This window comes from Pseudomonas sp. PS01301, from assembly GCF_029960215.1.
GTDB classification, from domain to species: Bacteria; Pseudomonadota; Gammaproteobacteria; order Pseudomonadales; family Pseudomonadaceae; genus Aquipseudomonas; species Aquipseudomonas coleopterorum.
In genome coordinates this window covers 16,623-40,412 of record NZ_JASCPM010000007.1, presented here as the reverse complement: position 1 = coordinate 40,412, position 23,790 = coordinate 16,623, and the positions used below count along the sequence as shown (strand labels likewise).

The 23,790-nt window shown below is 63.1% G+C and carries 27 protein-coding genes; 8 read left to right on the top strand and 19 right to left on the bottom strand.

The window, feature by feature from the left end; all coding sequences use genetic code 11:
• Positions 1 to 98: 98 nt before the first annotated feature.
• The 10 genes from QMX89_RS05440 to QMX89_RS05395 all read right to left on the bottom strand — a co-directional run bounded on the left by QMX89_RS05440 (position 99) and on the right by QMX89_RS05395 (position 8,387).
• Positions 99 to 392, bottom strand: a complete 294-nt coding sequence (locus QMX89_RS05440) for a sel1 repeat family protein (RefSeq protein ID WP_282347331.1) — start codon at positions 390 to 392, stop codon at positions 99 to 101.
• A gap of 128 nt (positions 393 to 520) precedes the next feature.
• Positions 521 to 811 (bottom strand): type II toxin-antitoxin system RelE/ParE family toxin, encoded by a 291-nt coding sequence (locus tag QMX89_RS05435; protein ID WP_122741697.1) that lies wholly within the window; start codon positions 809 to 811, stop codon positions 521 to 523.
• The gene (locus tag QMX89_RS05430; protein ID WP_122741696.1) at positions 808 to 1,116 is read right to left on the bottom strand and encodes a type II toxin-antitoxin system RelB/DinJ family antitoxin; all 309 of its coding nucleotides are present in this window, start codon (positions 1,114 to 1,116) and stop codon (positions 808 to 810) included. Before QMX89_RS05430 ends, QMX89_RS05435 begins: the two co-directional genes overlap by 4 nt.
• Before the next feature lie 285 nt (positions 1,117 to 1,401).
• Positions 1,402 to 2,838: a dihydropyrimidinase gene (gene hydA, locus QMX89_RS05425; protein WP_282347330.1), complete on the bottom strand. Its 1,437-nt coding sequence runs from the start codon at positions 2,836 to 2,838 to the stop codon at positions 1,402 to 1,404.
• A 166-nt stretch (positions 2,839 to 3,004) separates the two neighbouring features.
• Entirely contained in the window at positions 3,005 to 3,925 is a 921-nt protein-coding gene (locus QMX89_RS05420) for an allantoinase PuuE (RefSeq protein ID WP_282347329.1), read from the bottom strand.
• A 45-nt stretch (positions 3,926 to 3,970) separates the two neighbouring features.
• Positions 3,971 to 4,828, bottom strand: coding sequence for a MurR/RpiR family transcriptional regulator (locus tag QMX89_RS05415; protein WP_049861027.1), 858 nt, complete (start codon positions 4,826 to 4,828; stop codon positions 3,971 to 3,973).
• A gap of 37 nt (positions 4,829 to 4,865) precedes the next feature.
• Positions 4,866 to 6,113 carry a cysteine desulfurase-like protein gene (locus QMX89_RS05410; RefSeq protein WP_282347328.1) on the bottom strand — a complete coding sequence of 416 codons (1,248 nt, stop codon included), beginning with the start codon at positions 6,111 to 6,113 and terminating at the stop codon, positions 4,866 to 4,868.
• Positions 6,114 to 6,150: 37 nt separating this feature from the next.
• Complete coding sequence (locus QMX89_RS05405; protein WP_049861029.1) at positions 6,151 to 6,885, bottom strand: amino acid ABC transporter ATP-binding protein; 735 nt, start codon at positions 6,883 to 6,885, stop codon at positions 6,151 to 6,153.
• Positions 6,882 to 7,559, bottom strand: coding sequence for an amino acid ABC transporter permease (locus QMX89_RS05400; RefSeq protein WP_056843249.1), 678 nt, complete (start codon positions 7,557 to 7,559; stop codon positions 6,882 to 6,884). The genes QMX89_RS05405 and QMX89_RS05400 overlap by 4 nt, the downstream gene beginning before the upstream one ends.
• Positions 7,560 to 7,610: 51 nt before the next feature.
• Entirely contained in the window at positions 7,611 to 8,387 is a 777-nt protein-coding gene (locus QMX89_RS05395) for a transporter substrate-binding domain-containing protein (RefSeq protein ID WP_282347327.1), read from the bottom strand.
• Between the two features lie 413 nt (positions 8,388 to 8,800).
• Between QMX89_RS05395 and QMX89_RS05390 the strand changes: the two genes are divergently transcribed.
• Positions 8,801 to 9,550, top strand: a complete 750-nt coding sequence (locus QMX89_RS05390) for a glucose 1-dehydrogenase (protein WP_122741692.1) — start codon at positions 8,801 to 8,803, stop codon at positions 9,548 to 9,550.
• A gap of 196 nt (positions 9,551 to 9,746) precedes the next feature.
• Here the strand turns inward: QMX89_RS05390 and QMX89_RS05385 are convergent, their stop codons facing one another.
• Complete coding sequence (locus QMX89_RS05385; RefSeq protein ID WP_208598843.1) at positions 9,747 to 10,670, bottom strand: AraC family transcriptional regulator; 924 nt, start codon at positions 10,668 to 10,670, stop codon at positions 9,747 to 9,749.
• Between the two features lie 131 nt (positions 10,671 to 10,801).
• Here QMX89_RS05385 and QMX89_RS05380 point away from each other — a divergent pair, with 131 nt between their 5' ends.
• Positions 10,802 to 11,788 carry a saccharopine dehydrogenase NADP-binding domain-containing protein gene (locus QMX89_RS05380; protein WP_282347326.1) on the top strand — a complete coding sequence of 329 codons (987 nt, stop codon included), beginning with the start codon at positions 10,802 to 10,804 and terminating at the stop codon, positions 11,786 to 11,788.
• 54 nt (positions 11,789 to 11,842) lie between these two features.
• Here QMX89_RS05380 and scpB read toward each other — a convergent pair whose 3' ends face one another.
• The 4 genes from scpB to QMX89_RS05360 all read right to left on the bottom strand — a co-directional run bounded on the left by scpB (position 11,843) and on the right by QMX89_RS05360 (position 14,949).
• Positions 11,843 to 12,616 (bottom strand): SMC-Scp complex subunit ScpB, encoded by a 774-nt coding sequence (scpB, locus tag QMX89_RS05375; RefSeq protein ID WP_282347324.1) that lies wholly within the window; start codon positions 12,614 to 12,616, stop codon positions 11,843 to 11,845.
• Positions 12,613 to 13,314 carry a ScpA family protein gene (locus QMX89_RS05370; RefSeq protein WP_167649272.1) on the bottom strand — a complete coding sequence of 234 codons (702 nt, stop codon included), beginning with the start codon at positions 13,312 to 13,314 and terminating at the stop codon, positions 12,613 to 12,615. Before QMX89_RS05370 ends, scpB begins: the two co-directional genes overlap by 4 nt.
• A gap of 131 nt (positions 13,315 to 13,445) precedes the next feature.
• A complete protein-coding gene (locus QMX89_RS05365; protein ID WP_056843251.1) occupies positions 13,446 to 14,075 on the bottom strand; it encodes an L-threonylcarbamoyladenylate synthase in 630 nt (209 codons plus the stop codon).
• Between the two features lie 13 nt (positions 14,076 to 14,088).
• Positions 14,089 to 14,949, bottom strand: a complete 861-nt coding sequence (locus QMX89_RS05360) for a PHP domain-containing protein (RefSeq protein ID WP_282347323.1) — start codon at positions 14,947 to 14,949, stop codon at positions 14,089 to 14,091.
• A gap of 65 nt (positions 14,950 to 15,014) precedes the next feature.
• Here QMX89_RS05360 and QMX89_RS05355 point away from each other — a divergent pair, with 65 nt between their 5' ends.
• From QMX89_RS05355 to QMX89_RS05335, 5 genes are all read left to right on the top strand, one after another.
• Positions 15,015 to 15,611: a septation protein A gene (locus QMX89_RS05355; RefSeq protein WP_056843253.1), complete on the top strand. Its 597-nt coding sequence runs from the start codon at positions 15,015 to 15,017 to the stop codon at positions 15,609 to 15,611.
• A gap of 1 nt (position 15,612) precedes the next feature.
• Complete coding sequence (locus tag QMX89_RS05350; RefSeq protein ID WP_049861036.1) at positions 15,613 to 15,921, top strand: YciI family protein; 309 nt, start codon at positions 15,613 to 15,615, stop codon at positions 15,919 to 15,921.
• A gap of 8 nt (positions 15,922 to 15,929) precedes the next feature.
• Positions 15,930 to 16,607 (top strand): response regulator transcription factor, encoded by a 678-nt coding sequence (locus QMX89_RS05345; RefSeq protein WP_056843254.1) that lies wholly within the window; start codon positions 15,930 to 15,932, stop codon positions 16,605 to 16,607.
• 180 nt (positions 16,608 to 16,787) lie between these two features.
• A complete protein-coding gene (locus QMX89_RS05340; RefSeq protein ID WP_282347318.1) occupies positions 16,788 to 17,225 on the top strand; it encodes a Spy/CpxP family protein refolding chaperone in 438 nt (145 codons plus the stop codon).
• Positions 17,226 to 17,291: 66 nt separating this feature from the next.
• Positions 17,292 to 18,626: a HAMP domain-containing sensor histidine kinase gene (locus QMX89_RS05335; RefSeq protein ID WP_282347317.1), complete on the top strand. Its 1,335-nt coding sequence runs from the start codon at positions 17,292 to 17,294 to the stop codon at positions 18,624 to 18,626.
• 10 nt (positions 18,627 to 18,636) lie between these two features.
• Here QMX89_RS05335 and QMX89_RS05330 read toward each other — a convergent pair whose 3' ends face one another.
• Complete coding sequence (locus tag QMX89_RS05330; RefSeq protein ID WP_282347316.1) at positions 18,637 to 19,194, bottom strand: NAD(P)H nitroreductase; 558 nt, start codon at positions 19,192 to 19,194, stop codon at positions 18,637 to 18,639.
• Positions 19,195 to 19,318: 124 nt separating this feature from the next.
• On the opposite strand from QMX89_RS05330, the gene QMX89_RS05325 reads away from it, so the two are divergent.
• A complete protein-coding gene (locus QMX89_RS05325) occupies positions 19,319 to 20,773 on the top strand; it encodes a TrkH family potassium uptake protein (protein ID WP_049861041.1) in 1,455 nt (484 codons plus the stop codon).
• A gap of 21 nt (positions 20,774 to 20,794) precedes the next feature.
• Here QMX89_RS05325 and QMX89_RS05320 read toward each other — a convergent pair whose 3' ends face one another.
• The 3 genes from QMX89_RS05320 to QMX89_RS05310 all read right to left on the bottom strand — a co-directional run bounded on the left by QMX89_RS05320 (position 20,795) and on the right by QMX89_RS05310 (position 23,743).
• Positions 20,795 to 21,100, bottom strand: a complete 306-nt coding sequence (locus QMX89_RS05320; protein WP_282347315.1) for a SelT/SelW/SelH family protein — start codon at positions 21,098 to 21,100, stop codon at positions 20,795 to 20,797.
• Positions 21,097 to 23,223, bottom strand: coding sequence for a FimV/HubP family polar landmark protein (locus QMX89_RS05315; RefSeq protein ID WP_282347314.1), 2,127 nt, complete (start codon positions 23,221 to 23,223; stop codon positions 21,097 to 21,099). Before QMX89_RS05315 ends, QMX89_RS05320 begins: the two co-directional genes overlap by 4 nt.
• 82 nt (positions 23,224 to 23,305) lie before the next feature.
• Positions 23,306 to 23,743 (bottom strand): MarR family transcriptional regulator, encoded by a 438-nt coding sequence (locus tag QMX89_RS05310; RefSeq protein WP_049861044.1) that lies wholly within the window; start codon positions 23,741 to 23,743, stop codon positions 23,306 to 23,308.
• Between the last annotated feature and the right edge of the window lie 47 nt (positions 23,744 to 23,790).

Below are 23,790 nucleotides of genomic sequence, written 5' to 3'. Positions count from 1 at the left end.
GATCAACAGGCTGGTCACGTCCAGGGCCATGGTTTGCTCTCATGCAGGGTCGATGAGCGGCAGTCTGAGGCCATTGGCCTTTCGGGGCAAACCGGGTGTCAGTTGCGGCGCAGGTGGATTAACGCGGTCTGGGCGGCCGGATCGCCAGCGCGAGCCGCCTGGCGCAGAAGTTCCTGGCCGATGCGCTGGTCGCGGGCGTTGCCGCAGTCACGGCACATCAACTGGCCAAGCCGGCTTTGCGCGACCACTACCCCTTCGCGTGCGGGTTGCTTGAGCATGCGCCCGGCAAGGTGTTTGACGTTGGCCTTGTGGCCCAGGCGGGGGCTGTCGAGCAGCCAGAGGGCGACCTTGAGAGTGAAACGCTTGGGTGCAGCGGGGGCTGAACTTTTCATGAAAAACTTTGGGCAGATCGGAAAAGCGCGCCACCTTACTCTTTTTTTTCGGCGAATGCGCGGGAGGGTGACTAGTGGCCGCAGGGCTGAAACGCCTATGGCTACCGGTAAGGACCTCTCCCTATCGGCTAGTCGGACAATGTTTCCGGCCAGTTGCGGGCACAGTGCAATATCCGCAAGACAGTCACGACTTGCCCTCGAATGACATAGGCGGCTATGAACGAGGTGTCGACAATAACCACTTCGTACGTGCCTTCGACCCTACCGATACGACCGCTGAGCGGGTGCTGTTCCAGGCGGGCTACGCAATCGCTTATACGTTGATCCACCTGGATAGCCGCGGCTGGATTGAACTCTTCGGTGTAATCAAAAATTCGGTCTCGATCCTTGAGCGCTGCTGCTGTCCATTCAAGCCTCACTCGCTTACCTCTTTCGATTTCTGCAAGGCGATGGCTCGGCGTCTGGCGAAATGCGCTTCGACATCTTCGGCTGGAATGGCAGGCGTGTGCTCGGCCAGGGCTTCCATGACCTTGGATTTGAACCAGGCGTCGTGGGCTTGAGGATCCGTGGTGAGCCCAACGGGCAAGCCACCTTCATTCGCCACCCGGGTAAGCAGAATTCGAACAGCATCTGATAGCGTCATGCCCATTTTTCCCAGCACGTGGGCGGCACGATCACGCAGTTCAGGGTCGATACGGGCTTGCACCAAAGCTGTGGCAGCCATGGGAACCTCCTCAATGGATTTAAACCCGAATGTAATTCAAACGAATTACACTGGCAAGATCTGTGTCGGTATCCATGCCCGCGTATTTCAACCCAACAGCCCTGCCTGCCCGAGCTGGGCAAACTCCACTTCTACCCTGGCACCCATAGCCACCCACCGAATCCCGGTCCAGCTCCCGGTCGCGATCAGATCGCCAGCGCGCAGTGGATTGCCCACTGCGGCGGCATGCCGGGCAGGGAGTTCAATGGTTCGACGAACGGCTGGCTGCCACCTGCTGCACTGCGCTCACAGCGGCAACTCGGTCCTGCGCCGGCGGACCTGCGCCGGGGCCGGACGCTCGCACGGCAGAAACCGGCCACGGCCCGCTTCGCCGCGAGGCTCGCCATCCCACACCACATCGCCGCGCGACAGCGTCATGGCCGGCCAGGCGCTCAGCTGCATGCCAGCGTAGGGTGTGTAGTCGACGTTGTGGTGCAGCATCTCGTTGCTGATCGACACCGACTGCCCTTCATCCCAGATCACCAGATCGGCATCCGCGCCGATGGCGATACTCCCCTTGCGCGGGTACAGGCCGTACATCTTCGCCGCGTTGGTCGACGTCAGCGCGACGAAGCTCTGCGGGGTGATGCGGCCGGTGCGCACGCCTTCGGACCACAACAATGCCATGCGCGTCTCGACGCCGGGAATGCCGTTGGCGATCTTGTCGAACGAGGCGCCCTCGCCGTGGGCGCGCTTGCCATCGGGGCCGCCGTAGCGAAACGGTGCATGGTCGGACGAGAAGATCTCGAACGAGCCGTTTTCCAGTCCATCCCAGATCACTTGCTGGTTGGCGGCGTCGCGCGGCGGTGGGCTGCAGATGCATTTGGCGCCTTCGAAACTGTCGTCGCAGCCCAGCGAATCGGCGGTCAGGAACAGGTACTGCGGGCAGGTTTCGGCGTACACCTTCAAGCCGTGGCTCTGCGCCCAGCGAATCTGCTCCACGGCCTCGCGACCCGACACGTGGACAATGAGGATGGGCACGTCCACCAGTTCGGCCAGGGCAATGGCGCGATGGGTGGCCTCACGCTCCACCAGCATCGGCCGCGAGCTGGCATGGTAGCGCGGCGCACTGAGCCCGGCCGCCAGCAGGCGCTCGGTGAGCCAGGCGATGCAGTCGCTGTTCTCGGCATGCAGCATGACCATCGCGCCCTCGCGGCGCGCCACGGAGAGGGTTTCGAGAATCTCCCGATCACCCAGTTTCAGCGCGTCGTAGGTCATGTAGATCTTGAACGAGGTGTAGCCTTCGGCAATCAGCGCGGGCAGTTCTTCACGCAACACCTCGGGCGTGGGGTCGGTGACGATCAGGTGGAAGGCGTAGTCGATCACCGGTTTGTCGCCGGCACGGCGATGGTAGTCGTCCACGGCCGCGCGCAGGGTTTCGCCCTTCTGCTGGCAAGCGAACGGAATCACCGTGGTGGTCCCGCCGCAGGCGGCCGACACCGTGCCGCTGAAGAAGTCATCGGCCATGACCGAGCCGTCGCCGGTGGGCTGATCCAGGTGCACATGGCTGTCGATGCCTCCCGGGGTCACATGCCGACCTGCGGCATCGATTTCCTCGAGGCCTGGGGGCAGGTCCAGCGCCAGGGCGGCAATGCGCCCGTCACGAATGCCGATGTCGCTGGTAAAGGTGTCTGCAGCAGTGACCACGCGGGCGTTGCGAATAACCGTATCGAAAGGTTGCATATCAAGCCTCTTCAAGCAGTAGCCGGCCCCAACCGGCATGGTCAACATGTCCCAGCATCTACCCCGCAGGCACCGCAATCCGTGTAGCAGCGGTGCAAGCCGCGTCCGGGTTCACTGCAGTGTGTCAGGCAAACCGCATCTACCGCCGACGCGGCTCGCACCGCTGCTACAGGGCGGTGCACGCTCCAGCGGTATCGCGTTCCAGCCAGGCCTGGGCGATCTGTTCGCGGGTGGCGAACCAGACGCCTTCGTGGCCCTGGGCGTATTCGATGAACTTCTGCAGGGCGCGCACCCGGCCTGGGCGGCCGACCATGCGCGGGTGCAGGCCGACGGACATCATGCGCAAGCCATTCGCGGACTCCTCGTGCAGCACCTCGAAGCTTTCCTTCATGTACTCGAGAAAATCGGAAGCCTGGGAGAGGCCCGGTGAATTCCAGTAACGGAAATCGTTGACGTCGCTGGTGTACGGCACCACCAGGTGGCGTTTGCCTTCCACGTCGACGAAGTACGGCACGTCATCGTTGTAGGCGTCCGAGTCGTAGAGAAACCCGCCCTCCTCGGCCACCAGGCGACGGGTTCGCACGCTGGCGCCATAGCGGCAGTACCAGCCCACCGGGCGCTTGCCGCAGGTGCGCTGGAAGGATTCGATGGCCAGGCGAATGTGCTCGCGCTCCTGCGCCTCGGTGAGGCGGAACACTTCCTCCCAACGATAGCCATGGCTGCACACCTCATGGCCCAGCTCGACCGCCGCGCGGGCCACGTCTGGATTCTGTTCGAACGCCACCGCGCAGGCATGGAAGGTGGACGGCACCTTGGCCTTCTGCAAGATCTCCAGAATCCGCCAGATGCCGACCCGCGAGCCGTATTCGTACATCGATTCCATGGCCAGGTTGCGCACGCCGTCGGGAAACTGATAGCTGCCCCATTCGGTCATGCTTTCCTGATCGGGATCACCCATGGCCAGGGAGCGCTCGGAGCCTTCCTCGTAGTTGATGACCAGACTGATCGCCAGTCGGGCACCATTGGGCCAAGTACCTTGGGGACGTTGCTGGCCATAACCGACCAGATCTCTGAGGGGGAATGTCACGGTACGGCTCTCCAGCAGGTTGGGCAAAAAGCCGGGCCTGGGGCCTCAGCAGTCGATGTCTTTCAGGGCTTCATGGTCGCGGCCATCACCGAAGGCCAGACCCATGGCCAGAGTCTGGGCGACGCAGAACGCCGCGGTCAGCGAGCGGAAACCTAGCAGCTCGGCGTCGTCGACTTCGATCATCACCGCAGCGCACTGGCCGATCGGGCTCAGCAGGCTGTCGGTGATGGCCACGATCGGCGTGCCGGCCGCGACCGCCTGATTGCAGGCGTCGATGGTTTCCTGGGCATAGGGCGGAAAGCTGACGGCCACCAGCACGTCGTCGCCATGCAGCGCCCCCACCTGCTCGCGCAGGCTGCCGCCCAGGCCGCTGATGTGCACGGCGCGGCGGCCGACCCGGCTCAAGGCATAACTCAGGTACGCGGCCATGGGAAACGAGCGGCGCATGCCGACCACGAAGGTGGTTCGCGCCTGTTGCAGCAGGGCGATGGACTGTTCCAGCGCCTGCACCTGCTGCCCTTCGGCGAGGTGTTCGAGGGAGACGATATTGGCCCGGCTGAAGGCGCCCAGCATCGCGCCCACGTCGGTCGGATCGTCCAGCAGTTGCTCGCCGCGGTAGTGACGGATACGCTCCTTGAAGCTGCCCTGCCCGGCCATTTCCAACGGCGCCTTGCACACGCGCTGCAGGTCGCTAAAGCCACCATAGCCTAAGGCCTGAGCCAGACGAATGAAGGCCGAAGCGGGAATCTGCGAACGCGCGGCCAGGGCGGCGACCGTGTTGAGCGCCACGTCATGGGGATGCTCGATCACGTACTGCGCGGCATCGCGCATGCGCGCGGTGAGTTTGTCCTGGCCGACGGCGATGGCGCTGCGCAGCTCTTCAAGGGTGTGCGGTAATGGCATGGTTCTGTGGCTCGATAGCTCGGTGGCTCGATGACGGTCAGCGGGGACGCAAATCTGCGATGGCGTGGGCCAGGCATTCCACCAGCCGGGTCATTTCGTCGACGGTGTTGTAGTGCGCGATGGAAACACGCACCACCCCGCCCTGAGGCGCCAGGCCCAGTGCTTCGATCAAGTGACGGGCGTAGAAGTCACCAAAACGGATGCCGATTCGCGCGGCATCGACGCGGCGCACGATCGCTTCGGACTGCACGCCCTCGACCACGAAGCTGATGGTCGGCACCCGGTCACCTGCGGTGACGCGCGGCTTGCCGATGATGCGCACGCCGTCGGCCTCGCGCAGATAGCCCAGCAGAATCTCGGCCAGCACGTTCTCCTGCACTTCGAACGCATCGAAGGCCGCCTGCATGATCTGCCGCTCGCTGCCTTCGCCGCCCAGGCGGCGGCCGATGTCCAGCAGGTAGTCGCTGATGCCGATGCAGCCATAGGACAGCTCGTAGTTGACGTTGCCCGGCTGCAGTTTGTACGGCAGCACGTCCTGGCCGATGAAGAAATGGTTGAGGCTGGGCAGCTCCAGCAACAGCTCGCGCTTGCCCCACAGCACGGCGAAATGGGGACCGAAGACCTTGTAGAAACTGAACACGTAGTAGTCGGCCCCACTGGCCTGTACGTCCACCAGACGGTGCGGCGCGTACGCCACCGCGTCCACCACCAGCTTCGCACCGCAGGCATGCACGCGCTCGGCGACCTGCGCGACCGGGTTGACGCTGCCCAGAATGTTCGACGCGTGGGTCATCGCCACGTAACGGGTGCGCGGTCCCAGCAGGGCTTGGAGGTCGTGCAGCTCCAGCTCCAGGCTGGACGGGTCCACCGACCACACGCGCAACGTGGCCCCGCGCTCTTCGCACAGGCGCTGCCAAGGGCCGATGTTGGCTTCGTGATCGCTGTGGGTGACGATGATCTCGTCGCCCGCCCCGATCGAGGGTGCAATGGCCCGTGCCAGCAATTGCAGCAGCAGCGTGGTCGAGCCGGCCATCACGCACTCTTCGGAGTGGCGAGCATTGATCAACTGGGCCACCGAGGCGCGTGCTTCCAGCACTTTCTCACCGGCCTTGACCGATGGCGCGTACGAGGCGCCGAGTTGCACCGCGTGGTTGAGCAGGTACTCGGTGATGCGTTCGGCCACCGGCTTGAGCACTGCCGAACCACCGGCATTGTCCAGGTAGCCGTAGCCGTCGGCGAGTGCAGGGAATTGGCGACGAACGTAGTCGATATCGAGGGCAGTCAAAGTGAGTCTCCCGGTTGCTTGTCAGGGGTCAAGCCTGTCAGTGATGCAGGATGGCCTGCAGGAACGCCTGGGTTCGCGGTTCCTGCGGCGCGGTGAAGAATGCCTGCGGAGCGTTCTGTTCGATGATGCGGCCGGTTTCCATGAAGATCACCCGGTCGGCGACCTTGCGCGCGAAGCCCATCTCGTGGGTCACCACGATCATGGTCACACCGGAGCGAGCCAGGTTCTGCATCACGTCGAGCACTTCGCCGACCATCTCCGGGTCCAGTGCCGAGGTGGGTTCGTCGAACAGGATCACTCGCGGTTCCATGGCCATGGTCCGGGCGATCGCGACCCGTTGCTGCTGGCCTCCGGACAATTGACTGGGGTACTTGTCGGCGTGGCTGGCCATGCCGACCTTTTCCAGCAACAGCCGCGCGCGGGCCTGGGCATCGCGTCGGTTCATGCCGCGCACCCGTACCGGTGCCAGGGCCACGTTGGCCAGCACCGTGAGGTGGGGATAGAGGTTGAAGTTCTGAAACACCATGCCCACTTCGCAGCGGATGCCGGCGAGCTTGGCGCCGTTTTCCACGCGCTGCCCGGACACCCGGATGTCGCCGCCCTGATAGGGTTCGAGCAGGTTGATGCAGCGAATCAGGGTGGACTTGCCCGACCCCGACGGACCGAGGATCACCACCACCTCGCCCTGGGCGACGGTCAGGTTGATATCGGTGAGGGCCTGGAAAGGTCCGTAGAACTTGTCCAGCCGTTCGATTTCGATGACGTTGCTCATGCGCGCTTGCCTCCGTTGCCGTTGCGCCGCTCGACCCAGCTGACCAGTTGCACCAGCGGCAGCAGCAACAACAGGTACATGATCGCCGCCCCCACCAGCGGTGTGGGATTGGCCGACAGCGCCTGGGCCTGGGTGGCCTGCTTGAGCAGGTCGGGCATGGCCACCACCGAAGCCAGGGCGGTGTCCTTCATGACGTTGATGCAGTTGCTGGTCATCGGCGGCAGAACGATGCGCATGGCCTGGGGCAGGATCACGTCGCGCATGGTGTTGAAGAAACTCATGCCCTGGGAGGCCGCCGCTTCGAACTGCCCCTTGGGAATGGCCTCGATGCCGGAGCGGAATATTTCCGCCGAGTAGGCACACGACACCAGCGACAGCGCGGCCGCCGCCGCGGCGAAAGACGACAGCCGAATGCCGACAAAGGGCAAGGCGTAGTAGATCAGCACCAGCAGGACCAGTAGCGGAATCGAGCGCAGCACGTCGATGTAGACCCGTGCCAGCCAGCGCACGGGGGTGTAGCCATACAGCCTGAGCATGGCCAGCAGCAACCCGCCGACCAGGCCCAGCACGATACTCACCACGCCCAGCAGGATGGTCACGCCAAGGCCGCGCAGCATCAACGGCAGCGCATCGACGAACACGTCCCAGTTGAAGAAAGTGTGTAGCAACTCCATGAACGGATCCCTTGGTCGTGAGCCGGTAGCGGGCGGGGCGAAAGGCTGAACTTACTTGGGTACGTCGACGACCTTCACGGTGCTGGAATCGTCTGCGGCGGCTGCACCGAACCACTTCTTGTGCAGGTCGGCGATCACGCCGTCTTTTTTCATCTCGCTGATGATCGTGTTCACGCGTTCGTCTTCGGCCCAGCCCTTGGCGTGCATCAGCGAGTACTTCTCGCCGGTGGGGATGCGCGCGACCACCGCATATTGCGGCTTGTCCTTGATGTAATAGAGCACGGCGGGAATGTCGCTGATGTAGCCGTCCATGCGCCCGGACGCCAGGTCGAGCATGGCCGGCGACAACCCTTCGTAGCGCGAGATGTCCTTGAACTTGTACTCGCCCTGGTGCTGGGCGGCCCACATGTCGCCGGTCGAACCGGTGTCCACGCCCACCACCTTGCCGCTCATGTCGGCCAGGCCCTTGATGCCGGACTTGGTCAGCACCGAGAGCGACTGGTCGCTGTCGTAGTACGGCTGGGCGAACCCGACCGATTCCAGGCGTTTGGGGGTGATGGTGATCGAAGAAATGGCGATGTCCGCGCGCTTGGACTGCACGGCGCTGAACAGACCGTTGAAGGGAATGTTGACGAACTCTACGGTCTTGCCGGCGCGCTTGGCCACTTCCTTCACCACATCGACTTCGAAACCGACGATGTCGCCCTTGGCGTCCTGGAACTCCCAAGGGACGTTGCCGACGTTGGCACCGACGGTCCAATCGGCAGCCAGTGCCGAGGCCGAAAACGCAGTGGCCACAGCCATGCTCAAAAGTACTTTCACGCTCATGTCCAGCTCCCCGATTCACGTCAGTGCCAATGGCGGCCTGGGTACTTGCGCAGGCCTGTCGAGAACGAGACTAGGAGCAAGAATCAAATAATTCAAGGTTTAATTTTATTGAATTAAATGCTCCATGAAAGGGCGATCAATGCCCGCATTGGTGCAGGCCACAAAGTCAGAAAACGAGCGGCGCTCCGAGCAGCGGCAAGGTCCTGCGCGTCTCACGTGCACTCAAGCGGAGCATGGGCCAGGGTATTCCCAAAGCGTCGCGTAAGCGCTCTGATAAGAACAGGCAAGGATTGGATAGGAACCGGCAAAGGTTTGCTCGGACGTTGATTGAATACTGTTGGTAGGCGCAAAGGTCTGAACCCTTGACCGCAGCGAGCATTGCAAATCATCAGTCAACTCGAGAAGGTCACCCCATGAAACTTGAAGGAAAGATTGCCGTTGTCACCGGCGCCTCCAAAGGTATCGGCGCGGGGATCGCAAAAGCGTTAGCCGCGCAAGGCGCTACGGTGGTTATCAATTACGCTTCAAGCAAGCCGGAGGCAGATGCAGTTGTTGCTTTCATCCAAGAGAAAGGCGGCACAGCCATCGCGGTTCAAGCGGACATGAGCAAAGGCGCTGATGTATCGCGCTTGTTCGAAACTGTTGCCACTGAGTTCGGCACCCTGGATATCTTGGTGAATAACGCAGGTGTTGCGGTGTTTCAGATGATTGAAGACCTTACCGAGGACGCGTTCCATCATCAATTCAATGTCAACGTTCTGGGCTATCTGCTAGCAGTCCGTGAGGCGGTGAAACTGTTTGACGGCAAGGGCAGCGTTATCAATATCAGCTCTATCCTGAGCACCGATCCGTACTTGGCATCGAGCGTCTATTCGGCAACCAAGGGGGCTGTGGACACGTTGACCTTTGCTTTGGCGCGCGAACTCGGCGCGAAAGGCATCCGCGTCAATTCTATCCTGCCCGGTCACACCAATACGCCGCTCACCAAAGGCAATTTCGACGGTGAGTTCGGTGAAAAACTGATCGCCGGCACGCCGCTAGGCCGCTTTGGCGAGCCAGAAGATATTGCGCCTTTGGCCGTGTTCCTGGCGTCCGAGGACTCGCACTGGGTGACGGGTGAATCGATCCGGGCATCGGGTGGCGTGCGTGGAGTTGGTTACTAACGCCACCTTGTACGCAACAGGCGCAACCCGTGTGCGCCTGTATTGCCAGCAGGCTTCAATCATGACCCAAACAGTTCGAGTGGATTCAATCACCAACTGAGCATTGACCCCTGCTCTGGCGCCATGGAGTGCAGTGGCCGCCATCGACATGGGTGCTTTTGCGCTGGTCACGGTGGAATTCCTCCCCGCGGGCTTGCTATCGCACCTGAATCGCTCGATCGGCTCTGAGCGGGCTGAGTTCGGCTTGAATTCTGGCGGTATCTCGCGCAGGCGGCAGACCGAAAACACGCGTGTAGTCACGGGTAAACTGGCTGACACTTTCATAGCCCACTTCGAAAGCGGCGCTGCTGACGCTGCCGGGGTTGGTCATCATCAGGGTTCGCGCCTGGAGTAACCGAACCCGCTTCTGATACTGCAATGGACTTAGAGTAGTGATGGATTTGAAGTGGCGATGAAACGCCGACACGCTCATGGCGGCTTTGCTGGCAAGGGTCTCTACGCGGATAGGATCGGCAAAGTCTTTGCGTATGTGCTGAATCGCCACACTGACCTTGGCCATAGCGGTGTTCGGCGCAGCGATGTCTCGTAACATCCAGCCGTGAGGCCCTTGTAACACCCGAAAGAGAATTTCACGCTCGTAGATCGGGGCCAAGGCCGCGACCTCATCAGGCGTCTCCATCAAGCCCAACATCCGCACCCACGCATCCATCAATTTCGGCGTAACGGCTGCAACTGAAAACCCTGCGTTGTCTTCGAAGATCTCGGTGCTTTTGGGCAAATCAGATATCAATGTGGAAAGCACCGTCGGATCGAGTGTCAGGCTGACAGCAAGGTACGGCTCCCCGGTCGATGCGGGATGCAAGGTACCCACGGCGGGCAAATCGACTGACATCACAAAGTACGTGGCCGGGTCATAGCGCAAAGTACGTTCGCCAACGGTCATTGCTTTGCTGCCCTGCAAAATGAGGTTGACCATGGGCGCATATACGGCGGCCAGCAAATGCTTGGGAACATCCCCCTGAATCATCGAGACCCGGGGAATGCCTGTTTCAGTCATGCGGTTCTCTGCCTTCGAAGCCAGACGTCGCAGCTCTTTCAGTAGTGCGTCCTTGGCCAACATGGTGATCTCCGTCGTTTTTGCGTTACAAGCGAAAGGTAGGAACAGGCAAGTACGGGGTAGGAAGGCCTTCGCCCGCGCCCATGCCACGCTCTACTGTGGTAACTCATCCAAACCACAGCGGAACCATCCTCATGGGCACACTTTTGATCTACGGGGCGACTGGCTATACCGGCCGCATGGCGGCAGAACGCGCTAAGGTGCTGGGACTGAATTTCGAAATCGCCGGGCGTGACGCCGAGCCCTTGAGGGCACTTTCTACACAGCTAGGCGTACCGTACAGGGTATTCACCCTCAATGAACGACCCGAACGGTATTTGGATAGCATCTCTGTACTGCTGAACTTTGCGGGGCCTTTCGCGCAAACGGCAGAAGCCCTGATGAATGCCTGCATCAACGCCGGCGTCGACTATCTTGATATCACCGCAGAGATCAACGTTTACCGCCTTGCGGAAAGGTTTGGTGCCGAGGCAGCAAAGTCCGATGTCATGTTGCTGCCAGGCGTTGGCTGGGACGTTGCGACGACTGACAGTTTGGCAGTGCATGTCGCGGCACGGGTCGCCAAGCCGCATGCCCTGAGCATAGCGCTGCAAGTACCTGGCTCCATGTCGCGTGGTTCTGCTAAAAGCGTCAGCGAAATTATCGGCGCAGGCCCGTTGTCGCGAGTGGACGGCGAACTGGTTTCAACGCCAGAAACACAACCGCGTTACTTCGATTTTGGCGACGGTCCTGTGCTCTGTGCACCGTTGCCATTTGGTGACCTGGTGACGGCATGGCACTCCACAGGCATCGCCAATATCGCCATGTACGTACATATTTCCGGTGAGGCCTTTCCCGAGGGTGATCTCGCGCAGTTGGCCGACGGGCCCGACGTCGCACATCGTGATGCGCACAAAGCCCGCGCAGTGGCCGAAGTTGTGGGGGCCTACGGGGAAATGGCGCGCTCGCGGATCGAAACCGTCAACGGCTATTCCTTTACCCCTGTCGCCGCAGTGGAAGCGGCGCGGCGGGTGATGGAGGGTGAACGGCAGGCGGGATTCGAGACTGCCGCGCGATTGTTCGGCGGTGGATTCGCAGAAACCATCGCAGGCACAACAATCACCGATGAAGCAGTCGTATGACGCACAAGCGATCGGAGGCGTGCGGCCACCTGCACTAGAGGGCTCACCGCAGATTCAACGCTCGTCGTCGGTCTGCGTCGAGTCGTTCGTCTGCGCAGGATCTTCGAGCAGATCATCGAAGTCGATCTTGAGCCCCTGCTCCATAGAATCGAGTTCCACCAGCAACGAGCGGAAGCTGGTCTCATCCTTGGGCGGTGCCTCGCCCTCACCCTCGGCACTGGCATCGGCCAACGCCTGCAGATGGGCAGGGACCGGCGCGTCTTCGTCGTGGTCGTCGAGGACCGACTCAGGTTCCATCTCGCGCAGAACCGCCAGCGGCGGCAATTCGTCGAGACTCTTGAGGTTGAAGTGATCGAGGAAGGCCTTGGTGGTGGCGAACATCGCCGGCCGGCCCGGCACGTCGCGGTAACCCACTACACGGATCCACTCACGCTCCACCAGGGTCTTGACGATATTGCTGTTCACCGCCACGCCGCGCACGTCTTCGATCTCGCCGCGGGTGATGGGTTGGCGATAGGCGATCAGGGCCATGGTCTCCAGCAGGGCACGGGAATAGCGCTGCGGCCGTTCTTCCCAGAGCCGGCCGACCCAGGGCGCGTACTTCTCGCGGATCTGCAGACGGTAGCCGGACGCCACCTCGACCAGTTCGAACGCGCGCTTTTCGCAGGATTTGCCCAGCACCTCGAGGGCCTTCTTGAACACCGCCGGCTCCGGCCGTTCGGCCTCCTCGAACAGCTCATGGAGGCGTTCCAGGGACTGGGGTTTTCCGGAGGCCAGCAGAAAGGCTTCAAGCAGCGGCGCCAGATCGCGCGGGTCAGTCAAGTTCATTGTTCGGCTCGGGCACGCACATGGATAGCGGCAAAGGCGTCATTCTGCACCAGTTCGATCAGTTGCTCCTTCACCAGTTCGAGGATGGCCATGAAGGTCACCACCACGCCGAGCTTGCCTTCCTCGGCACCGAACAGCTCGACGAAAGGCACGAAGCCGCCACCGCGCAGGCGTTCGAGCACCTGGCTCATGCGCTCGCGGGTCGACAGCGCCTCACGGCTGACCTGATGGCTTTCGAACATGTCGCTGCGCCGCAACACGTCGGCCATGGACATCAGCAGCTCTTCCAGGCTGACCTCGGGCAGCAGCTTGCGCACCTTGGCCTGGGGCGCATCGAGCTTGGGCACGTAGAGATCGCGACCTACCCGCTTGAGGGTATCAATCCCTTCGGCGGCCGCCTTGAAGCGCTCGTATTCCTGCAGGCGGCGAATCAGCTCGGCACGCGGATCGTGCTCTTCGTCCTCGACCACGGCGCTGCGCGGCAGCAACATGCGCGACTTGATCTCGGCGAGCATGGCGGCCATCACCAAGTACTCGGCGGCAAGCTCCAGGCGTACGCTCTTCATCAACTCGACGTAGCCCATGTACTGACGGGTGATTTCCGCCACGGGAATGTCGAGGATGTCGATGTTCTGCTTGCGGATCAGGTACAGCAGCAGGTCGAGCGGACCTTCGAACGCCTCCAGAAACACTTCCAGCGCATCCGGCGGGATGTACAGGTCCTGCGGCATCTGGGTGAACGCCTGGCCATAGACCAGCGCCAGTTGCAGCTGCTCGGGCGAGCCTTGGGCAAGGCCCGACGACGGCTCTTCGACCGCGCTCAGGTCACTCACGCCATGGCCGCAAACGGAGCCGGGTCGCCGCAACCCACACGTATCACCTGCGGATCGCCGTCAGCCAGGTTGATCACGGTGGACGCTTCGGTCCCGCCGAAACCACCATCGATGATCAGGTCGACGTGTTTTTCCAGCAACTGACGCATCTCGTACGGATCACTGAGCGGCTCGCTGTCACCGGGCATGATCAAACTCACACTCATCAGCGGTTCGCCCAGCTCTTCCAGTAAAGCCAGGGCGATCGGATGACTGGGCACGCGCAGGCCGATGGTACGGCGCTTGGGGTGCAACAGCAGGCGCGGCACTTCGCGGGTGGCACTGAGGATGAAGGTATACGGCCCTGGCGTATGCGCCTTGAGCAGGCGGAACGCCGCGGTATCGACCTTGGCGAACAGCCCCAGCTGCGACAGGTCGCAGCAGATGATCGCAAAGTTGTGTTTGTCGTCCAGCTGGCGCAGGCGGCGCACCCGCTCCACCGCGCTCTTGTCGCCAATCTGGCAACCGATGGCGTAGGAGGAATCAGTGGGGTAGATCACGATGCCGCCCTTGCGAATGATCTCGACCGCTTGCTTGATCAACCGCGGCTGCGGATTCTCTGGGTGGATCTGAAAGAATTGACTCACGTTGGCATCCTGTTCAGGCGGAGATTGACGGATCGTGCTTGAACCGCGCGGACAACGGCGGCAGGTCCACCGGCAAGGGCCGATAGACACCGATTTCGCCCCAGGCGCCCGGACCATGGAAATCACTGCCGGCGCTGACCATCAGGCCGAACTCGCGAGCCAGAATGGCCAGCGTGCCGACCTGCTCGGCCGCCTGCATGCCATTGACCACCTCGATCGCGTGGCCTCCGGCCTGAATATAGTCGCCGATCAGCTTGCGCCGCTTGCTGCGGGTGAAATCGTAGTGCAACGGGTGCGCCAGGCTGATCCAGGCTCGGGCTTCGCGCAACGTGCGCACGGTGTCCTCCAGCGTAGGCCAGTGCTGCTTGACGTCACCCAGCTTGCCGGCGCCCAGCCACTTGCGGAACGCCTCCTGGCGATCCTTGACGTAGCCTTGCTGCACGAGGAAATCGGCGAAGTGCGGGCGGGCCGGCGCATTGCCGCTGTCGCCCAGACCTTGCTGGATGGCGCGTGCACCTTCCAAGGCACCGGGCATGCCCTTGAGCGCCAGGCGCCGGTCGATTTCTTCGGCACGCAGCCAACGACCGTGGTGCAGGCTGTCGAGCGCGGCGACCAGAGGCGGCGCATCCAGAGCGAAATTGTAACCGAGCACGTGGATGGTCGCGCCGCCCCAGGCGCATGACATCTCGACACCACTGACCCACTGCATGTTCAGTGCTGTCGCGGCCGCACGGGCCTCTGGCTGGCCTTCCAGGGTGTCATGGTCGGTCAAGGCCAGGGTCTGCACGCCGTGATCGAAGGCTCGCTGCACCAGGACGGCAGGCGCAAGGGCGCCGTCGGAAGCGGTGCTGTGGCAGTGCAGGTCAACATTCATAGTGGCGCTTTCGCAGTCATTGATGTTTGTTATTATGCCGCCACATCCTGCTTCTGGCTGCCATTGTGAAACAATTGATCGATTTCATCCCGCTGCTCCTGTTCCTCATCGTCTACAAGACCGACCCGCACATGGTCGACCTAGCCGGTTACAGCTTTGAACTGGGCGGCATCTTCAGTGCCACCAAAGTGCTGATCGCCAGCTCGGTGGTGGTCTACGGTCTGCTGTTCATCAAGCAGCGCAAGTTGGAAAAAGGCCAGTGGTTGACCCTGATCGCCTGCCTGGTGTTCGGCACCCTGACCCTGGCCTTCCACAGCGAAACCTTCCTCAAATGGAAGGCACCGGTGGTCAATTGGCTGTTCGCCCTGGCGTTCGCCGGCAGTCATTTCATCGGCAGGCAACTGCTGATCAAGCGCATGATGGGCCATGCCCTGACCCTGCCCGACCCGATCTGGGCGAAACTCAACGTGGCGTGGGTGGTCTTCTTCCTGTTCTGCGGCGCTGCCAACCTGTTCGTGGCATTTACCTTCGAGCAGTTCTGGGTCGACTTCAAAGTGTTCGGCAGCCTGGCCATGACCTTGCTGTTCCTGGTGGGCCAGGGCATCTACCTGTCCCGTCACCTGCATGATTCCGATCGTACAACACCGAAAACCGAGGATTGACATGCTCTACGCCATCATTGCCACCGACACGCCCAACTCCCTGGAAAAACGCCTGGCCGCACGGCCCGAGCATCTGGAGCGTCTGAAGCAGCTGGAAGCCGCCGGCCGTCTGGTCCTGGCCGGTCCACACCCAGCCATCGACAGCAATGACCCCGGCGAAAGCGGGTTCAGCGGCAGCCTCATCGTTGCCCACTTCGAGTCGCTGGACGAAGCCCAGACCTGGGCTGGCGCCGACCCGTTCGTGGCCGCCGGTGTCTACCAGGACGTGCTGGTCAAACCTTTCAAGCAGACCCTGCCTGCGCCTGAATGAAGGTTTAGATGAGCGACCTGTTACTGATCGACGACGACGTCGAGCTGTGCGAGCTGCTGAACAGCTGGTTGAGCCAAGAAGGTTTCCAGGTCAGGGCCTGCCACGATGGCAGCAGCGCACGCAAGGCCCTCGCCGAGCTGGCACCGGCGGCCGTGGTGCTCGACGTGATGCTGCCCGACGGCAGCGGCCTGGAGCTGCTCAAGCAGTTGCGCAGCGAACACCCTGACCTGCCGGTGCTGATGCTCTCGGCGCGGGGCGAACCGCTGGATCGCATCCTGGGCCTGGAGCTGGGCGCTGACGATTACCTGGCCAAACCCTGCGATCCGCGGGAGCTGACGGCTCGCCTGCGTGCGGTCCTGCGCCGCAGCCACCCGGTGGCGGTGGCAGGCCAGATGGAACTGGGCGACCTGTGCTTCAGCCCGGCTCGCGGCGTGGTCAGTATCGATCAGCACGATATCAACCTGACCGTTTCCGAAAGCCGCCTGCTCGAAGCGCTCATGCGCCAGCCAGGCGAGCCACTGGACAAGCAGGAACTGGCGCAGATCGCCCTGGGCCGCAAGCTCACCCTCTATGATCGAAGCCTGGACATGCACGTCAGCAACCTGCGCAAGAAGATCGGCCCCCACGCCGACGGCCGTCCACGGATCATGGCGCTGCGCAGCCGTGGCTATTTCTATGCGCAGTAGCCGGTCGGCGCATCGCACTGAGTGCGCCGTCCACTTCAGCGCCTGAACGCGCCGGGATTTGTCAGTAACGACCGCGTCATCCCTTTACACAAGCTTTACGCGGCCTTGACCGCGCCTGACCTTGATCTCCCTAAACTGGCCACATCCGGTAACGACCGGGAACCAGACAGGAGATTCATCATGCGCAAGACCACCCTCGCAATGCTGTTCGCCGCTACCCTGCCGACCCTGGCCATGGCCATGCCCCAAGGCGGCCCCGAGGGTTTCGGCCCAGGCCCAGGCAAAGGCGGCCCAGGCCCTCGTGGCGGTGAGCCGTTCGCCCAGCTCGACCTGACCCACGAGCAACGCACCCAGGTCGGCAAGCTGATGGGCGAAGAACGCCATCAACAGCGCGAGATCACCAAGAAGTACCTGGACAAGCTGCCAGCGGCCGATCGCAAGGCCATGGAAGATGAAATCAAGGCCAACCACGACAAGGCTCAGGCCGACCTACGTGCCGTGCTCAAGCCCGAGCAGCAGAAGCAGTTCGACGAGATGAAGAAGAAAGAGGACCAGCGCCGCGCCGAATGGGCCGAATTTCAGGCCTGGAAAGCCCAGCAAGGCAAGAAAACCCAGTAATATCGGCGCACGCCCCCAGCCCGGTACGCTCACGCGTACCGGGCTTCGTTCATTGAGGAATTTGCCTTGCGTTCACTGTTCTGGCGCATCCTGGCCAGCTTCTGGCTGGCCATCGCCCTGGTAGCCGGCCTCTCGGTGCTGCTGGGCCACATGTTGAACCAGGACACCTGGATCCTCAGTCGGCATCCGGCGGTCAAGCATTTCGCCCAGGACTGGGTGGAGCGCTATGAAAGCAAAGGTGGCGAAGCTGCCCAGGAACTGCTCGAACAACGCAAGCGGCGCTACCGCATCGACACTCAGGTGCTCAACGAGGCTGGCGAAGCGGTCGTGCCGGGAACCTTCCCCCGTCGCGCGGAAGCCTTCGAGGCGCGCCACAACGACAACGACCGCGACCTGCCATGGCGACGCCTGACAGCGGAATACACCAGTCCCACCACGGGCGACACGTACCTGCTGATCTACCGCATCCCTCACCCCGAGCTCGATTCCTGGCATCGCGACTCTCTGCTCATGCCCATCAGCGCACTGGTGATCGCACTGGTCGTGCTGACGCTGTTCAGTCTGATGGTGACCCTGTCGATCACCCGCCCGCTGAGCCGGCTGCGCGGCGCCGTGCATGAACTGGGACAGACCACCTATCAGCAGAACAGCCTGGCGCAGCTGGCCAGTCGTCGTGACGAGTTCGGTGTGCTGGCGCGCGACTTCAACCGCATGGGCTCACGCCTGCAGAGCCTGATCGGCAGCCAGCGACAACTGTTACGCGACGTGTCCCATGAACTGCGCTCACCCCTGGCTCGGCTGCGCATCGCCCTGGCCCTGGCGGAACGCGCCGAGCCCGCTCAGCGCGACCTGCTGTGGCCGCGTCTGACCCGCGAGTGCGATCGCCTGGAAGCATTGATCAGCGAGATTCTCGTACTGGCGCGGGTCGATGCGGAACAGGCCACGGCTGAAGACGTGGATTTGCCAGCCCTGCTGCACGCCGTACGCAAGGACGCGCTGGTGGCCGTGCCGGAGCAATCCATCGAACTGGACATTGCCCCGCACCTGGCGTTGCAGGGCTGGCCGACCATGATCGAACGGGCCGTGGACAACCTACTGCGCAACGCCCTGCGCTTCAACCCCGGGCCGTTGCCGGTCGTGCTGTCGGCGCAACAGGTGGATGGCCGGGTGCGCATCAGCGTCCGCGATCACGGCCCGGGGGTGGCGGAGGAACATCTGGCGCGGCTGAGCGAGCCGTTCTTTCGAGCGCCAGGGCAGACCGCGGCGGGCCATGGCCTGGGTCTGGCCATAGCCCGCCGCGCCGCCGAACGGCATGGCGGCAGTCTGCCCCTGGAAACCCATGCCCCGGGCGGCCTGATCGCGCCCCAGGACTTGCCACCGGTGCCGGTGGTGGTGGCCTAGCCGAGTACGATCAGGCGCCCCACGCCTGCACGAAGTCGGCGGTGGCCAGTGCAGGCGCTTCGCGCAGTTCGCGCACAGGCGTGCCCAGGTACAGGAAGCCGATGATCTGCTCGCCTTCGCTCAGGCCCAGCTTGTCCGCGACATAAGGCGCGTAGGACAGCTCGCCGGTACGCCATACGCCACCCAGCCCCTGAGCGTTGGCCGCAAGCAGAATGCCATGAGCGGCGCAGCCGGCCGCCAGCAGTTGCTCGCTCTGTGGCACCTTGCGATGCTCCTGCAGGCGAGCGATCACCACCACGACCAGCGGCGCGCGCAAGGGCATGTTGCGGGCTTTCTCCAGCGCTGCCTCGCCGGCCTCGGGGTTGAGCGCGGTGGCCTCGGCCAGTACTTCGCCCAGCCGCTGCAGCCCCTCCCCCTCGACGGTGAGAAAGCGCCACGGCCGCAGCTGGCCGTGGTCGGGCGCGCGCAGCGCGGCCTGGAACAGCACTTCACGCTGCGCAGCGCTTGGCGCAGGCGCCATGAGCCGGGGAGCGGAAACACGATTGAGCAAAACCTCGAGCGCCTCCATGGGCAACCTCCTGTGGAACGATAAGCCGCTATTCTAGACCCAAGCGGCCTCCGCCTGCCGGGTTTACATGCTGTGGCCCGCAGGTAGAATGGCGGCCCTTTCCTTCATGGCCAGAGCTGACCCCATGGCGTTGCCGACCCTGCGCATCATCGGTTTCATTATCGGCATCTTCCTGATCACCCTGGCCGTGAGCATGGTCGTGCCCATGGGCACGCTGGTGGTGTTCGAGCGCACCGAAGACATCCAGTCGTTTCTATGGGCCAGCCTGATCACCTTCGTCGCCGGCCTGATGCTGGTACTGCCGGGACGCCCCGACAACGTCAACCTGCGGCCGCGCGACATGTACCTGCTGACGGTCAGCAGCTGGGTGGTGGTCTGCGTGTTCGCCGCCCTGCCCTTTTTGCTGACCAACCACATCAGCTACACCGACGCCTTCTTCGAAAGCATGTCGGGGATCACCGCCACCGGCTCGACGGTGCTCAGCCACCTGGACGAAATGTCTCCCGGCATCCTCATGTGGCGCTCGATGCTGCACTGGCTCGGCGGCATCGGCTTCATCGGCATGGCCGTGGCGATCCTGCCGCTGTTGCGCATCGGTGGGATGCGCCTGTTCCAGACCGAATCCAGCGATCGCTCGGAAAAGGTCATGCCGCGCTCGCACATGGTCGCCAAGTTCATCGTGCTGGTGTATGTCGGCTTCACCGCGCTGGGCACCCTGGGCTTCTGGCTGGCGGGGATGAGCCCGTTCGATGCGGTCAACCATGCGATGTCGGCGATCTCCACCGGCGGTTTCTCGACCTCCGACCTGTCCTTGGGCAAATGGCAGCAACCGGCCGTGCACTGGGTGGCCATCGTGGTGATGATCCTGGGAAGCCTGCCCTTCGCCCTCTACGTCTCCACCCTGCGCGGCAACCGCCAAGCCCTGCTGCGCGACCAGCAGGTGCAAGGCATGCTGATCCTGCTAGTGGTCACCTGGCTGGTGCTGGGTACCTGGTACTGGGCCACCACCGAGCTGCCGTGGTGGACGGCCTTCCGCCACGTGGCGCTGAACGTCACCTCGGTGGTCACCACCACGGGCTTCGCCCTGGGCGACTACAGCCTGTGGGGCAACTTTTCCCTGATGCTGTTCTTCTACCTGGGCTTCATCGGTGGCTGCTCAGGCTCCACGGCAGGCGGGATCAAGATCTTCCGTTTTCAGGTCGCCTACATCCTGCTCAAGTCCAACCTCAATCAGTTGATCCATCCGCGCGCGGTGATCAAGCAGAAGTACAACGGCCATCGCCTGGACGAGGAGATCGTGCGATCGATCCTGACCTTCTCGTTCTTCTTCGGCTTCACCGTCGGCATCATCGCGCTGGCGCTGTCGCTGCTGGGCCTGGACTGGATGACTGCACTCACCGGGGCCGCCAGCACGGTCTCCGGCGTCGGTCCCGGCCTGGGCGAGGTGATCGGCCCGGCCGGCAACTTCGCCACCCTCCCCGACGCGGCGAAGTGGATACTGGCCGTGGGCATGCTGCTGGGCCGACTGGAAATCATCACCGTGCTGATCCTGTGCATGCCGGCGTTCTGGCGGCACTGATCGGAGTCGGCCGGGCAGCATTCAGGAAGCTGGGCGCGCAGGCTCGTTGTGGCCAAGGTCACGGGCCGGATCGATCAGGTCGCGAATGCGTTGCTTGAGCACCTTGGCTTCGGGGAAACCACCGTCGGCCTTGCGCTCCCAGACCTGCACGCCGTCACAGGTGATGTGAAAGGTGCCCCCACTGGCCGGCGCCAGGGCGACCTGGCCCAGGTCCTCGCCGAAGGTGCTGAGCAGCTCCTGAGCCAGCCACGCGGCACGCAGCAACCACTGGCACTGGGTGCAGTAGGTGATCACCACCTGGGGCTTGGAGGCGATGACCTCGCTCATGCCTCACCCATCCGCGCCAGCAACTGGCGTGCCGCCTGTTTGCTGGACTCGTCGCCGTCCTCCAGCAGTTCGTGCAGCAAGGCGCTGGCCTCGCCTGCATCGCCCTCGTCGAACAACTGCTGGGCCTGATCGAGTTTCTGCGCCGACGCGTGCTGCTGTTCCAGGTCATCGAAATCGACGGTCAGGGCATCAAGCTCGGGCAGATCGCTGTCGGCGATGAAGCTGTCGAGGAATTCGTTGTCGATGTCTTCCTGACTCTTGCCGGCCGGGACGTCCTCGGTTTGGGGCTCTTCGATTGGCGGGAGCTCTTCGACTTCAGCGAAATCGCTGAGAAACTGCTCCTCGGGCATCTCGAAGACTTCCGGCAGCTCCTTGAGGTTGCTGGTGAACTCCGGGTCCATTGCATCTTCGGCCATAGGCACAGCAGCCGGCTTGCTTTTGGGCGCCGGCGTGTCACCGAAGGGGCTGACCAGCGCCCAGTCGGCATCCATGGACAGGTCATCCAGGTTGAGCTGGAATTCATCGTCCTGCTGCGTCGTTGGCGCGGCTTCGGCCGGGGTGTCGAGTGCATCCAGATCGAAATCGGACAAATCGAAGTCGGCTTCCGGAGCAGATTCGGGCGCAGGCGCGGGCTGGGGCTCGGAGTGCACAGGCGCGGCAGCCGCCGCAGCGGCGGCAGTGGTGGCCAGAACCGCCGCCGTGGCTGTGGGCGCCAGACTGGCAGGGGCCGTGGCGGCTGGCGACGAAGGTGCCGGAGCAGATTGGAGGTTTGGGAAGCGGCCGCGTATCTCGCTCAGCGTCTGTGGGTTGAAACCCGCCGAAAGCAGCAGGGCCTCCTGTTCGGCAAAGCCCTTGGCATTGCCCTGCTGGCCGAGCACTTCGAGCATGCGCACGCGCAGATCGGTGCGCTCCGGCTGCCTGGCCAGACCGTCGCGCAGAATACCCAAGGCCTCATTGAAGCGCCCGTAGGCGATATAGATGCTTGCGCCGTCCAGGGCGTCGGTGGCCGTCGGGGCTTCCCGGCGTGGCACCGGCGCAGGCTCGGCGCGCTTGGGCGGCGCGGCTTCCGCTACCGTGGGTGCTGCGGCAGCGACCAGCGGCGCAGGCTGCACCGGCTGGGTCAGCACCGGCTCGAAAGCCTCAAGCGATGCTGCCGACTTGCGTTGCCGCTGGCGACGCAACAGCAGCAACAACGCGATGATCAGCAGCAAGGCAGCCACCAGCGCCAGGATATTCAACCAACCGCTATTGTCTTCTGCGGCCGTGGGCGCTGGCGTGGCGACCGGCGCAGGCGCCGAGACCGGTGCAGCAGGTGCTGGCGACACTACGGGCGCAGGAGTCGCGGTTGCAGTCCCGGGTACGACAGCGGGGGAAGATGCGGCCGGCGTTTCAGCCAACCGCGCCTGCAACTGGGCGACCTCCTTGTCCTTGTCGGCGACCTGCGCCTCAAGGCTCTGCAGGCGCGCCTGCACGTCGTCGAAATTCTTTTGCAGTTGCTGGTTTTCCAGCGCAGCCGCTGCCAGTTGCGCAGCATCCTGCGAAGGCGCCGGCGCAGCGGCCTTGGCAGATGCCTGCCTGGCCGGCTCGTTCGCAGGCTGACTCGAGGTGCGGGGCTTGGCCGGCGCTTCAGCGGGCCGCTGGGTGTTCGCTTGTGCCACCGGCGTACGCTGCGGCGCGCGGTCGGCCAGGCCCGGGCCCATGCCCGGCGGATCGAGCAAGACCGTGAAGGCCCGCAACAACTGCCCGTTTGGCCGACCGACCTGGATCACGAAGCTCATGAACGGCTCGGTGACCACTTTGTTGGAACTGACGTGAATGACCTTGCGGCCACCGCTGAAATCGGGCGTGAACTTCAGGTCGTTGAGAAAGAAGCTGCGTTCCACCCCCGCCCTTGCGAACTCTTCGGCCGTCGCCAGGCTGGCATTGATGTCGTCCTGTTCCAACCCGGCCGTGTCGAGCAGGGCGATGTCGGCGCGAAACGGCTGGTTGAGCGACGAGCGCAGGGTCAGCTCACCCAGGCCCAGGGCCGATGCGGACGTGGAATAGCACAGCGCCAAGGCCCATACCGGCGCCAGCAGACGAAGTGAGGCGAACCTTGAACGCGACGGTATACGCACTTGCATGGGAATCCCTTGAAGACCGACATCCAATAACTTTATAGCCTGTGCAACCCGCTTGCTCCAAGCGGATGACGGCCCGTTGACTTCAGGATTTCTTTTCCAGATTCGCCAGGATGCGGCTGTGTACCCGCATGGCGGTGCTCAGTTCTTCTTCGTCGACGCCCGTGAACAGTTCGACGCGCAAGGCGTTGGCGATGGTTTCGATCTGCTCGATCAGCGGCCGTGCCGGCGGGCAGAGCATGAGCTTCTTGGCGCGGCGGTCTTCGACCACGGCCTGGCGCTCGACCAGGCCCTGGGCTTCGAGGCTGTCCAGCAGCCGGGCCAGGGTCGGCCCCTCGACGCCTACGCTCTGTGCCAGCTCGCGCTGGGTCGGAGGTTCGTCGAACCGCGCCAGGTGCAGCAGCACCAGCCAACGGGCCTGCGACAATCCCAATCCGGCCAGCCGGCGGTCCAGTTCGGCCCGCCACCCACGGGACATGTGCGCCAGCTGCATTCCGAAGCGATGTTGATCAGTTAACGGCATAGATCTCTCTTGAAAAAACAGCCTCGCACAAGCAGCGCCTGCGTGAA